Source organism: Leptotrichia massiliensis (genome assembly GCF_900104625.1).
GTDB lineage: Bacteria > Fusobacteriota > Fusobacteriia > Fusobacteriales > Leptotrichiaceae > Leptotrichia > Leptotrichia massiliensis.
On the sequence record NZ_FNVZ01000005.1, the window covers coordinates 107049 to 120120 of the forward strand.

At 32.0% G+C, this 13072-nt stretch carries 16 protein-coding genes; all 16 read left to right on the forward strand.

Annotated elements, in window-relative coordinates; translation table 11 throughout:
• Positions 1-26: 26 nt before the first annotated feature.
• The 16 genes from BQ5344_RS04500 (at position 27) to BQ5344_RS04570 (ending at position 13059) form a co-directional block, all read left to right on the forward strand.
• On the forward strand, positions 27-896 hold the full coding sequence (locus BQ5344_RS04500) for an alpha/beta hydrolase (protein WP_071124340.1): 870 nt from the start codon (positions 27-29) through the stop codon (positions 894-896).
• Between the two features lie 380 nt (positions 897-1276).
• Entirely contained in the window at positions 1277-2494 is a 1218-nt protein-coding gene (gene ilvA / locus BQ5344_RS04505; RefSeq protein WP_071124341.1) for a threonine ammonia-lyase, read from the forward strand.
• Between the two features lie 36 nt (positions 2495-2530).
• On the forward strand, positions 2531-4249 hold the full coding sequence (gene ilvB, locus BQ5344_RS04510; protein ID WP_071124342.1) for a biosynthetic-type acetolactate synthase large subunit: 1719 nt from the start codon (positions 2531-2533) through the stop codon (positions 4247-4249).
• Entirely contained in the window at positions 4242-4730 is a 489-nt protein-coding gene (ilvN, locus tag BQ5344_RS04515) for an acetolactate synthase small subunit (protein ID WP_021769600.1), read from the forward strand. Before ilvB ends, ilvN begins: the two co-directional genes overlap by 8 nt.
• Before the next feature lie 257 nt (positions 4731-4987).
• Complete coding sequence (locus tag BQ5344_RS04520; RefSeq protein ID WP_071124343.1) at positions 4988-5737, forward strand: class I SAM-dependent methyltransferase; 750 nt, start codon at positions 4988-4990, stop codon at positions 5735-5737.
• A gap of 29 nt (positions 5738-5766) precedes the next feature.
• The gene (locus tag BQ5344_RS04525; RefSeq protein ID WP_205407993.1) at positions 5767-6456 is read left to right on the forward strand and encodes an aspartate/glutamate racemase family protein; all 690 of its coding nucleotides are present in this window, start codon (positions 5767-5769) and stop codon (positions 6454-6456) included.
• Between the two features lie 38 nt (positions 6457-6494).
• On the forward strand, positions 6495-8006 hold the full coding sequence (locus BQ5344_RS04530; protein ID WP_071124345.1) for a 2-isopropylmalate synthase: 1512 nt from the start codon (positions 6495-6497) through the stop codon (positions 8004-8006).
• Between the two features lie 25 nt (positions 8007-8031).
• Positions 8032-8442, forward strand: coding sequence for a hypothetical protein (locus BQ5344_RS04535; protein ID WP_071124346.1), 411 nt, complete (start codon positions 8032-8034; stop codon positions 8440-8442).
• A gap of 265 nt (positions 8443-8707) precedes the next feature.
• Positions 8708-9274, forward strand: a complete 567-nt coding sequence (locus tag BQ5344_RS04540; protein ID WP_071124347.1) for an NAD(P)H-dependent oxidoreductase — start codon at positions 8708-8710, stop codon at positions 9272-9274.
• A gap of 57 nt (positions 9275-9331) precedes the next feature.
• A complete protein-coding gene (locus BQ5344_RS04545; RefSeq protein WP_071124348.1) occupies positions 9332-9523 on the forward strand; it encodes a PspC domain-containing protein in 192 nt (63 codons plus the stop codon).
• A 53-nt stretch (positions 9524-9576) separates the two neighbouring features.
• Positions 9577-10026, forward strand: a complete 450-nt coding sequence (locus tag BQ5344_RS04550) for a hypothetical protein (protein ID WP_071124349.1) — start codon at positions 9577-9579, stop codon at positions 10024-10026.
• Positions 10007-10447 carry a flagellar biosynthesis protein FliQ gene (locus tag BQ5344_RS04555; RefSeq protein ID WP_071124350.1) on the forward strand — a complete coding sequence of 147 codons (441 nt, stop codon included), beginning with the start codon at positions 10007-10009 and terminating at the stop codon, positions 10445-10447. Before BQ5344_RS04550 ends, BQ5344_RS04555 begins: the two co-directional genes overlap by 20 nt.
• Positions 10422-11264 (forward strand): metallophosphoesterase, encoded by an 843-nt coding sequence (locus tag BQ5344_RS04560; RefSeq protein ID WP_071124351.1) that lies wholly within the window; start codon positions 10422-10424, stop codon positions 11262-11264. The genes BQ5344_RS04555 and BQ5344_RS04560 overlap by 26 nt, the downstream gene beginning before the upstream one ends.
• Positions 11265-11283: 19 nt before the next feature.
• A complete protein-coding gene (locus tag BQ5344_RS12130; RefSeq protein WP_158662992.1) occupies positions 11284-11421 on the forward strand; it encodes a hypothetical protein in 138 nt (45 codons plus the stop codon).
• 115 nt (positions 11422-11536) lie between these two features.
• Positions 11537-12178 carry a lysozyme inhibitor LprI family protein gene (locus BQ5344_RS04565; protein WP_071124352.1) on the forward strand — a complete coding sequence of 214 codons (642 nt, stop codon included), beginning with the start codon at positions 11537-11539 and terminating at the stop codon, positions 12176-12178.
• Between the two features lie 38 nt (positions 12179-12216).
• Positions 12217-13059, forward strand: coding sequence for a metallophosphoesterase (locus tag BQ5344_RS04570; RefSeq protein ID WP_071124353.1), 843 nt, complete (start codon positions 12217-12219; stop codon positions 13057-13059).
• Positions 13060-13072: the final 13 nt, after the last annotated feature.

A 13072-nucleotide genomic window follows, 5' to 3' on the forward strand; every position in this document is an offset into this window, starting at 1 on the left:
GTGTTTTAACAAAGGAGAAGATAGAAATGGGAAATGGTGGAGAAAGTAAAGTTTTAAATATCGAGCTGACACAGGAAAAGATAAAATCAATAGTGAATGTTACTTATTCACAGCCAGTCAGCTATTTTAGAAAAAATATAAAATTGGAAATGGATATTTTGAAACCAAATAGAGAAGGAAAGTTTCCAACAGTGCTGTTCGTAACAGGTGGCTCATTTGCACATAGCTACAAGGAAAATTATCTACAGCAAAGAATTGAAATTGCAAAGGCTGGTTACGTGGTTGCAAGCATGGAATATAGAACTATTCCTGATGGAGTATTTCCACAAAGTGTAGAAGATGTAAAATCAGCAATCAGATTTTTGAAGGCTAATGCTGATGAATATGGGATAGACAAGGAGAGAATAGCTATAATGGGAGATTCTGCTGGTGGATATCTTGTAGCAATGGCTGGAGCGACAAATGGAACAAGAGATTTTGACAAAGGTGAAAATTTATCTGAAAATAGCGATATAAAGGTAGTTATCGATATTTATGGAGTAACAGACTTTGGAGAAGTGGATTTTGAAATTCCAGATGATATTGATGAAGGTTACAGGGCAATATTATTATCAGTGAAATTTTGGCTAAATGATGTAAGAAATGATATAAAAGTAACAAACCCAATATCGTATATTTCCGATAAAACGCCACCATTTCTATTGATGCATGGAGACGCAGACACTTTAGTCCCTCCAATTCATACAGAAAAACTTCACAAGGCATTAATTGAAAAAGGGATAGAATCAACAAGGTATGTAGTAACTGGGGCAGGACATTCTGATGAATATTGGTTTCAGCCAGAAATTGTAAAGATAATAATAGAGTTTTTAAATGAAAAGATAAAAAATATATGATTCTTATTTTAAAATATTTGATTAATAATTATTTTATTCTTATTATTTGTGGCAGTTAAATTAACTATATATAATTAAACTAAAATTGTCGTGATTTTTTTGGAATAAAATTGATTGTCTGAGCTTTTTTAAAAATATTGAAGTTGAATTTGTTTAAAGAGTTGAAATAATCTTTATTAAAAAGCGAGTTTCAATTTTATTTCAAAAAAATGCTTAGACGAGCAGGGATTGCAAAGGGGATGGCGATTGATCCCCTTTGCGTTATAAAAAAGAAAAAACATAGAAATTATAAGAGGAAATATTTATTAACAGTCATTCAAAGAACTGTTAATATTAATTTGAGTTATTAAAATAAAAATTTTTTGAAGAAGGTGAAGAGATTGCATAAACTTTATGATTTTATGGAAGCAAGAGAGAGATTAAGTACTGTGATTACTAAAACTAAATTGATTCACAGTTCAGTATTCTCGAAAGAAACTGGAAATGATGTTTATATTAAGCCTGAAAATTTACAACGAACAGGTTCGTTTAAACTTAGGGGAGCATATAACAAGATTGCAAAATTGACGGAAGAGGAGAAGAGAAAGGGAGTTATTGCTTCATCAGCAGGAAATCATGCTCAGGGTGTGGCTCTTGCGGCTCAGAAACTGGGAATTAAGGCAGTTATTGTAATGCCTAAGTACACGCCTCTTATAAAGGTGGAAGCAACTCGTCAATATGGAGCTGAGGTTATTTTGGCAGGGGAAGAATATGATGATGCCTATAATTATGCGAGAGAATTGCAGGAGAAAGAAGGGTATGTGTTTATTCATCCATTTAATGATGATGATGTTGTGGAAGGACAGGGAACAATTGCACTTGAAGTGTTAGAAGAATTACCTGATGCTGATATAATTCTTGTGCCACTTGGAGGCGGAGGACTTATTTCGGGAATTGCGCTTGCGGCAAAACTGAAAAATCCTGTGATAAAAATAATTGGTGTAGAGCCAGAAGGAGCGGCTTCGGCAATTGCGGCTCTAAAAAATGGAGATATTGTGGAACTGCCTGAAACTAATACAATTGCTGATGGAACGGCAGTTAGGAAAATTGGGGAACTGAATTTTGATTATATAAAAAATTATGTGGACGATATAATTACAATTTCAGATTATGAACTTATGGAGTCTTTTCTTCTGTTAGTTGAAAAGCATAAGATTGTTGCAGAGAATGCGGGAGTTCTTTCGGTTGCGGCACTTAGAAAGATTAAGGAAAAAGGGAAAAAAATTGTATCAATTTTAAGTGGAGGAAATATTGATGTGCTGACGATTTCCTCTATGATAAATAAAGGGCTTGTTGTAAGAGGGAGAATATTTAGATTTTCGGTTGACTTGCCTGATAAACCGGGGCAGCTGGTTGCTGTGTCACAAATTCTTTCTGAACAGAATGCAAATGTTATAAGGCTTGAGCATAATCAATTTAAAAATCTTAACAGATTTCACGATGTAGAACTTCAGGTAACAGTAGAAACGAATGGCGAGGAACATATTAACAAAATAACAGAGGAATTTAGTAAAAGAGGATATGTAATAAAAAGGTTAAATTCTCAGGAAATAGAATAATAAAAATAAAATTTTAAAAGAAAAGGTGGTTGAAAAATGAGTAGCGAAATGATAAATGGTGCAAGAATGCTGTTGGAGTGCCTGCATAAAGTAGGTGTGACTGATATGTTTGGGTATCCGGGTGGAGCGGTAATACCTATTTATGATGAAATTTACAGTTTTGAAAAGATTAAACATTATTTTGCAAGACATGAGCAGGGAGCAGTACATGCCGCAGACGGATATGCGAGAGTTTCTGGAAAAGTGGGAGTTTGTCTTGCAACTTCGGGACCTGGAGCAACAAATTTGGTTACAGGGATTATGACAGCACACATGGACTCTATACCATTGCTGGCAATAACAGGGCAGGTAAGAAGCAACTTGCTTGGTAGAGATGCTTTTCAGGAAACTGACATTGTAGGAATTACAGTTCCAATAACAAAAGGGAATTATCTGGTGCAAAATATTAAAGATATTCCAAGAATTATAAAAGAGGCTTATTTTATAGCTTCAACAGGAAGACCGGGACCTGTATTGGTGGATATACCAAACGATATTCAGCAGCAGGAAATTTCTTATGAGGAATTTAACAAGCTGTTTGACAAGGAAGTGCAGCTGGAAGGATACGATCCGACTTATGTTGGGCATCCTGTACAGATAAAAAGAGCATTATCATTGATAAAAAAAGCGAAAAAGCCATTAATTATTGCAGGAGCAGGAGTTATAAAATCGCAGGCTTCAAAGGAACTTTTTGAACTTGCAAATAAAATGGATATGCCAGTAACTACAACTCTTTTAGGACTTGGAGCATTTCCTGAAAATCATGATTTGTCACTTGGAATGCTTGGAATGCATGGGACTGTTCCAGCGAATTATGCCACTGATGAGGCGGATCTGGTAATTGCGGCTGGGATAAGATTTGATGATAGAATCGCAGGAAATCCGAGTAAATTTTGTGAACGTGCGAAAATAATACATATAGATATTGATCCTGCTGAAATTGATAAAAATAAAAAGGCTGATGTTCCAATCGTTGGAGATTTGAAAAATGTGCTTTCTGAAATCAATAAGGAATTGGAGCCACAGGATCACAAAGAATGGACAGATAAAGTAAAAGAATGGAAAAAAGAATATCCATTGGCACATAGAGATGTTGGTAAGGATAAATTGCTTCCACAGGAAGTATTAAAGGCAATTAACGATATTCTGGATGGGGATACAATCGTTGTAACAGATGTTGGACAGCATCAAATGTGGGCTGCACAATATATGACTTATAAAAATGCAAATAGCATCGTAACTTCAGGTGGAGCTGGAACAATGGGATTTGGAGTGCCAGCAGCAATTGGAGCTCAAGTTGGGGCAAGAGATAAGAAAGTTGTGTTAATCGTTGGAGATGGTGGTTTTCAAATGACGCTTGAAGAAATTATGATGATTAGACAGTATAATTTGCCAGTAAAAGTAGTAATTATAAACAATTCATTCTTGGGAATGGTTAGACAATGGCAGGAATTATTTAAAGATAGAAGATATTCTTTTGTTGATTTGGAATGTAACCCTGATTTTGTGAAAATTGCTGATGCGTATGGCATAAAATCGGAAAGACTGAAGACAAAGGCAGATTTGGAGAATAAATTAAAAGATTTGATTTTATCAGATGAAGGCGTGATACTGGATTGTATTGTTGAAAAGGAAGAAAATGTGTTCCCAATGATACCTGCTGGAAAAACTGTAAGTCAGATGATAGGTAAGAAAGGAGTGTTGGAAAATGATTAAGGAGCATGAAATATTAATAATTACTAAAAATACAAACGGAATTGTATCAAGAATAATGTCTATGTTTAATAGAAGAGGATATTCAGTAAACAAAATGACAGCGGGAGTTACAAATAAGCCAGGTTATGCAAGATTGACACTTACAGTTGATGGTGACGATAAGGCATTAAATCAGATTCAAAAACAAGTTTATAAAATCGTTGACGTTGTAAAAGTAAAAATTTTTCCATCGGAAGGCGTTATAAGACGTGAACTTATGCTTATAAAAGTAAAATCCGACGCTCAGACTAGAGCTCAAATCGTTCAAATTGCAGACATTTATCGTGGAAAAGTGCTGGATGTGGCACCAAACTCGCTTGTAATAGAACTTACAGGAAATGTGAAAAAATTACGTGGATTTGTAGAAATGATGAAAAGTTATGGAATACTCGAAATCGCTAAAACTGGGGTTGTAGCAATGAGCCGTGGAGAAAAAATGTAATATTTTCAGAATTTATACAAAACTCTTTTTAAATAACGAAATTATTGCAAATTTTTCAAGTAAGAAAACATAATAAAAATAGAAAAACTATTATTAAACAAAATAATTTGATACTAAATATCGTTAGAAAACAGAAACTGTAGTAATAATGAGAACTTTGCTAAATAATATGTATTTTAAAATTTATTAAATATTCACTATTTAAATCAGGAATAGTATCAAAGTGTAATTTTAAAAAAACAGAAGGGGAATATAAAATGAAAGTAAGTCAGCATTGGGAAAAGGAAAAATATGAGAAAAATGCACGTTTTGTATCAGTTTACGGAGAAGAGCTGATTGAATGGTTAAATCCTCAAAAAGATGAGTATATCTTGGATTTAGGCTGTGGAGATGGAGTATTGACTAAGAAAATTACTGAATATGGGTGCAAAGTTTTAGGACTTGATGGAAGTCAGAAATTTGTTGAGGCAGCAAGAAAAATTGGGGTTGAGGCAGTACAGGGAGATGCACAGAATATGAAATTTGAAAATGAATTTGATGCGATTTTTTCCAATGCGGCGTTACATTGGATGACTAATCCCGAGAAAGTAATGGAAGGAGCATCTAGAGCCTTGAAAAAAGGCGGACGTTTTGTAGCCGAGACGGGCTGTAAAGGAAATGTGGGGAAAATAGAAAATGCTATTTTTGAAACTGTAGAAAAACATAACCTGAAAGCTAAAAAATGCTGGTTTTTTCCAACTCCGGAAGAAAAAACGAAATTACTTCAAAAATATGGATTAAAAGTCAAAAGAATGATAAGCTTTCCCCGTCCTACTTTGCTTCCAACCGGGATAAAAGGATGGTTGCAAACTTTTTCTGCACCTGCTCTTGTAAACGTTCCGGTGGAAATGCATGAAAAACTGATTGATGAAATAACAGAAAAAGTTGAAAAAGAACTGGAAAGAAATGAAAATGGACAAATTCTGGCGGATTATGTGAGATTGAGATTTGAGGCTGTGAAAGAATAGAAAATTTTTATTTTGAAAGGAAGATGAATTTGAAAACAATAGGATTAATAGGAGGAATGAGCTGGGAAAGCACAGTAACTTATTATAAAATAATAAATGAAACTGTGAAAGAAAAGCTTGGTGGACTTCATTCAGCTAAATGCATATTATACAGTGTAGATTTTCAAGAAATAGAAGAATGTCAGTCAAATGGCAACTGGGAAAAAAGTGGAGAAATCTTGGGAGAAGCTGCATATAATTTGGAAAAAGCGGGAGCAGATTTCATAGTTATCTGCACAAATACAATGCACAAGGTTGTTAACCAAATTAAAGAAAAAATCTCCATTCCAATATTGCATATTGCTGAAATGACAGCAGAGAAAATATTAGAAAAAGGATTAAAAAATATAGCATTGCTTGGAACAAAATATACGATGGAACAGGATTTTTACAAATCAAAACTTATTGAAAAGGGTATAAATGTTATAATACCTGATAAGAATGATATAGAAATTATAAATGAAGTAATATATGACGAACTTTGTCTTGGAACCATAAATTCTGATTCAAAAAAGAAATTTTTAGAAATTGTTGATAAGCTAAGAAGTAAAGGAGCAGAAGGTATAATATTAGGATGTACTGAAATAGGACTTCTTATAAAAAATGAAGATACTGATATTCCGTTATTTGATACAGCGATTATTCATGCAGAGCAGGCAGCAATATATTCTATAAAATAAAAATAAAATGAAAAGTATTACCTAATAAGGAGGAGACAATGAAAAAACATATTAAAATATTCGATACAACGCTAAGAGATGGAGAACAGACACCACGTGTCAATCTTAATGCACAGGAAAAGCTGAGAATTGCAAAACAGCTTGAGAGTCTTGGGGTGGATGTGATTGAGGCTGGATTTGCGGTAGCATCACCAGGGGATTTTGAGGCAGTTAAGATGATTGCAGAAAATGTGGAAAAGTCTACAGTTACGAGTTTGTCTCGGGCTGTAAAAAAAGATATTGAAGTAGCTGCAGAAGCAGTGAAAAATGCGAAAAAACCAAGAATACATACATTTATTGCAACTTCTCCGATTCATAGGGAATACAAACTAAAAATGACAAAAGAGCAGATTTTAGATAGAGTAAAAGAAATGGTGTCTTATGCAAAATCGTTTATTGACGATATTGAATTTTCTTCAGAAGATGCGACTAGAACTGAAAAGGAATTTTTGGTGGAAGTATATGAAACAGCTATAAAAGCTGGGGCAACTACACTTAATGTACCTGATACAGTAGGCTATAGAACTCCAAATGAAATGTTTGAACTTATAACTTATTTGAAAAACAATGTTAAAGGGATTGAAAATGTGGATATTTCTGTGCATTGCCATGATGATTTGGGACTTTCTGTAGCAAATTCGGTTGCGGCGATTCAAGCTGGAGCAACTCAGATTGAGTGTACAATTAATGGACTTGGAGAAAGAGCAGGGAATACTTCGCTTGAAGAGATTGCAATGATTTTAAAAACTAGAAAAGACTTGTTTGAAGAATATTATACAAACATTGATTCAAAGCAAATTTACCCAACAAGTAAATTAGTAAGCCTTTTGACAGGAGTTTCAACACAGCCAAATAAAGCAATTGTTGGAGCAAATGCCTTTGCACACGAATCAGGAATTCATCAACATGGAGTATTAGCAAATCCTGAAACTTACGAAATTATGAGTCCAGAATCAGTTGGAAGAAATCCGGACAGCTTAGTACTCGGAAAACATTCAGGAAAACACGCTTTTGTACAAAAATTAGAATCACTAGGATTTAATCATGTCGGAAGTGACAGAGTGGAAGAATTATTTGCACAGTTTAAAAAATTGGCAGATAAGAAAAAATATGTTTTAGATGAAGACATTATCGCATTAGTTGCTGGAGAAGCAGCAAAAATAGAAGGAAGAATAAAACTGGCTCACTTTGAAATTTCAAGACAGGAAGGGAAAAAGCCAAAAGCGACAGTTACAATTGAACTGGATGGAGAAAAACTAGTTAAAGAAGCTCTTGGAGATGGACCTGTTGATGCAGCTTATAATGCGGTTAATCTAGCGGTAAGTGATACTTTTGTTTTAGAAGAATACAAGCTGGAGGCAATAACTGGAGATACTGATGCACAGGCACAAGTAGTTGTAATTATCGAGAAAAATGGAAACAGATTTATTGGTAGAGGACAAAGTACAGATGTTGTAGAAGCAAGTATAAAGGCTTATATTAACGGAATAAATAGGCTTTATAATAAATAATTCTGAATGATCGAGAGGGAAATTTATGCCTAAATTGATTATAAATGATAAATCAAATATTAGACAAAATATTTCAATGAATTTTTTTCTAGATGATGAAATTATAACATTTAAAGGAATAAAAAAAGAAATTGAATATGTAGATTATGGAGAACATACAATTAAAGCAAGTACACTTTTTGTTAAAAGTTCGGAACAAAAAATAAACATTGAAAAAGAAGTTATGGAAATTGAAATAAGATTTAATTGGAAAAATTGGTTATTTGCTTTGATATTTTGGCTTTCAATTACAATTTTATTATTTAAAACTTTAAATGGAGAAATAGCAACAAGTAAATTCCTTTTTAGTGCTTTGACACTTGGTGTATTGGGTAATTTGTGTCTTATTATAGGAAAGCCTTTGGTTCTGAAAGTAAAAGAACAGATAAAATACTAATATTATTTTAGGTAGAGATGGAGGGAATTTTCTGATTTTTTAAATACAAAAAGTGTGAACACCGTTCGCATAATTTAGAAAACTTTTATTGTTTTATGGTTTTGGAAAATGGCGGACACTGTTCGCCAAATTAATTTCAAAGATTATAGGTTAAAAATTTTTTTAAATATGGAAATTGCTAATTTTTGTATTAAATTTAAATGTATCCAAAAAGTTTTAATAAAGTATTTTGAAAAATTATTTGTAGAAAAGAGGAAATTCAAAAATGAAAACAATAGTTTTTGCACATCCATGGAATGGAAGTTTTAACAAGGCAATTTTAGATAAAGTAGTGGAAAAACTTGATGAAACAAAACAAAAATATACAATTATAGATTTGAATAAGGATAAATTTAATCCTGTGATGACAGAAGAAGAATTGTCTTTGTATTCACAAGGGAAAAGTATTGATCCTTTAGTGGAAAAATATCAGGAAATTTTGAAAAATACTGATGAATTGATACTTGTATTTCCAATATGGTGGATGTCAGTGCCTGCAACATTAAAAGGATTTTTTGACAAAGTTATGACTAAAGGATTTGCTTATGAAAGTACACAAACTGGAATAAAGGGTAATTTAACAAACATAAAAATGGCAAAAATGATTACAACTGCTACAGCACCTAAATTTTTACTGAATATTACAGGATTTGGAATTACCATGAAAAAAGCCAATCTTGGTGGAATTGGGATAAAGAAAACGAAGTGGATTCATTATAGTTTTAGAGCAAAAGGTAAAGATGAGGATAGGAAGAAATTTCTTGAGAAAGTTAAGGAATTTGTGAGTAATTAGGAAGAAAAATAGAAAATATTTGTATTTAAAACAAACGAAGAAAAGGAGTTTTATATTATGAAAAATAAATTGTACAAATCAGTAAAAGATAGAAAAATTACAGGTGTATGTGGAGGACTTGCAGAATATTTCGATATTGATTCAAATATTGTAAGAATAATATGGCTTATTTTAGTTCTTTGTGCAGGAACAGGTCTACTGGCTTATATTATTTGTGCGATAGTTCTTGATGATAATCCTAATGAGTGAAATATTTTTAAAATTCTTAAATAGTTAAATAAAAAATTAGGTGGAGAATAAAGATGAAAAAAGGATTTTTTTGGTTATTCTACTTATTGTTTTTAACATTTTTTGACATTATTTTGACGATTATAAGATTTAATAATAGCATTTATAGTTTTTTAGAAAGTTTAAATATAAAAAATAAGTGGGTTTTAGAAAGATTATTTTCACTAGAAGAAATTATTTTTATTATCATTAGCTTCATTTTTGCTTATTTAATTTCAAAAATAAAAGCGGGTAAAAAAAGTTTGTTAATTCCTCCATTAGCTATAGTAACAATAAAAGCGGTAATACTTTTTTGTATATTAAAATATATAACGTCCCTTGATGATACGGGAGAAAGTATATTTTTTGCATTTTTCATGGTAGCAGGCTTTGGAGCTTATATGGGAATGCTAAATTTATACTTTTATTTAGGATTATTGTTCAACTTATTTAGAAGGAGAAAGAATGAAAAAAATAATTCTTAGAAGTTCATATTTTCTTTATCTGCTTTGTTTTAATATTCTTGTATCAAGTTTATTGTTTTGGTTAGGAGAATCGGTTTTAGAAAATTTAAAAATTGGTGGAGATGCGTATTTTGGAATAAGTTATTTTGTATTGGCTTTGCTTAATATATTTTTATCATATTTTTATGCAAAAGCGAGAATAGGGAAAAAAATATTAATAATTTTAACAATAGCTGGAGTGGCAGTAAAAATATTATTATTTTTATTGTGGGCTCAAGAAGGATTTTCAGAAGTTGGAGATGATAAAATGGGAATATTTATGATCGCTATTGTTTATGGGTATTTTGCTTATATAGGATCTTTGGATATTATATTTCTTGTAGGGACGGGTGTAAATTTGTTAATAAGGAGAAAAAATGAAAGGGAAAAGTTGGATTCTTAATGTTTTGTGTGTTTTTTTAACAATAATTATTGTGTTTTTGATTGATTCACATTATGAATATAAACAAATAAAAATTAAAATGATTGAGATAAAGTCGAAGGATGTTCCAAAGGAGTTTGATGGCAAGAGAGTGCTGTTTGTAGCAGATTTTCAATATGATACAATGTCAAGATATAATAGAAAACAACAGAAAAAGGCGATTGAACTGATTAATGCACAGAAAAAGGATATGATACTGCTGGGGGGAGATTATGCAACTTGGGAGAAAAATATTCCTAAGTTTTATGAAGATGCTAAGAATATAAAGATTCCAGAACTTGGAGTGTATGCGATTTATGGGAATCATGAGTATCCAGGTGAAAAGGAAACTGCTGAAAATATGAAAAAACTTGGATTTAATCTGCTCGTAAATGAAAATAAGAAAATAACAATAAATAATGAAAATATATATATTGCAGGAGTGACAGACTTGTGGCATGGAAAGCCTGATGCAAAAAAGGCTCTTGAAGGATTGAAAAAAGAGGACTTTGTATTATTTTTGACTCATAATCCTGAATATTTTGAGGAAATGACAGAAGATGAGAAGGAAAAGGCAGATATGACACTTGCTGGACATACTCACGGCGGACAGGTTACTTTCTTTGGGAAAATTATTATGTCGGCAATAAAGGATAAGAAGAAATATGGTTATGGAATGAAGGAATATAACGGCCATAAAATATACATTACTTCAGGATTAGGAGGGGCTTTTCTTGAAATGTTTATTAGATTTTTTGCACAGCCTGAGATTGTGATTTTTGAACTGAAGAAGATTTAGATTTAGAAAGAGAGAAGAAATGGGAATATTTGATTTTTTTAAAAAGAACAAAGAAGAAGAAATACCTTTAAGGATAGCTAAAGATTTTCATTTTCATTCAGTTGTTGGAAAAGAGATCAATTTATACAAAAAATTGTACTTTCAAAAGATGAAATAATCGATATGCTTGATTATTTGTACAGCTTGAAAAAAGTATTGAAGATCTTGAAGCAAGAATGCACACTTAGAAAATTTGATAAAATGAAAAACTAAATAAAAGGAGTTGCTGGATTATGGATAAAAAGATAATAATTGGGATATTTGCAGTATTATTTCTTGGTAGTGGTTTTTTACTTTATAATTCCTATCAGGAAGCTAGAAAGTTGAATGTACAGACAAAAAAATTAGAGAATAGAGCTAAGGAGCATGAAATTTTAAAAACTCAATCTGAAAAGCAAGCAACAATAGGTACACCTGTATCCACAACAGATAAAACTAAAAATATAACTCAACAACTAACAACTTCAGTAAATAATACTAATGTTGTAAAAAATAGAACTATTTATGAAAAGGATTTGAAAAGTAGAATGACTTCTGCAAATGAAGGTAATGTTAGTTCTGAAATAGATGCTTTAAGAAATAATGAAGATGCTAATGAGGCATGGACTAAGGAGCTTAATAAAATATATTCACTTTTAATGTCAGAACTTTCAGGAAGTCAGAAAGCAAAACTTCAAAATAGCCAGAAAGCATGGATAAAAAGTGTAGAAAAAGAAGTAAATACAGCAATGGATGAATATTGTCCTGCGGATTCAAATGGAGAAAGGGTAGGATGTGGAACATTAGGAGGATTGGAAGAGATGAGGATAAGAGTAAGAAGAACAAGATCAAGAACGTTGGAATTGGCAAGAATGTATGATGAAATGCACAACTAATAAATTTAATATTTGAAAAAATTAAGAAGGAAAAGTTTATGAAAACAAAAAAGAAAATATTTTCAGTTTTAGGAATTTTAGCAATATTTTTTATAATTTGTCTAATTTACGCACATTATGAGTACACACAGCTCAAGGTTAGAACAATAGAAATTGTTTCAAAGGATATTCCAAAAGAATTTGATGGAAAGAAGATTGTCTTTGCAGCAGATTTTCAGCTGGATACTTATGCAAGATTTAATCAGAAGCAGCTTGACAGGATTATTGATTTGATAAACAAACAGGAAAAGGATATTATAATTCTGGGTGGCGATTATACCAACTGGACTGGTAAAATTCCACGATTTTACAAAGGAATGGAAAAGTTAGAAAAGCCTAAATATGGAATTTATGCAGTTTTGGGAAATCATGATTATAATTCTGTGGAAAAAAATATGGCTGGACTGAAAAGCCTTGGGTACAAAGTGCTGGTAAATGAAAATGACAAAATAACCGTAAATAACCAGAGTATCTACATTTCAGCAGTTGACGATTTACTAAAAGGGAAACCTGATGCAAAGAAGACGATTAATGGCATAAAAAAAGATGACTTTAATATTTTCGTCACACATAATCCTGAATATTTTGAATATATGACAGATGAACAGAAGGAAAGGGCAGATATGACTTTGGCAGGGCATACTCACGGTGGGCAGATAACACTGTTTGGACTGATACTGCATGCTGAGATTAAGCATCCATGGAAGTATGGTTACGGTCTGAAGGAATATGACGGACATAAGATGTATACTACTTCAGGTGTTGGTGGCGGAGCTTTTGAGATGTTTATAAGATTTTTTGCACAGCCTGAAATTGTGATTTTTGAACTTAAAAGAGGATAAAAAATAATAAACA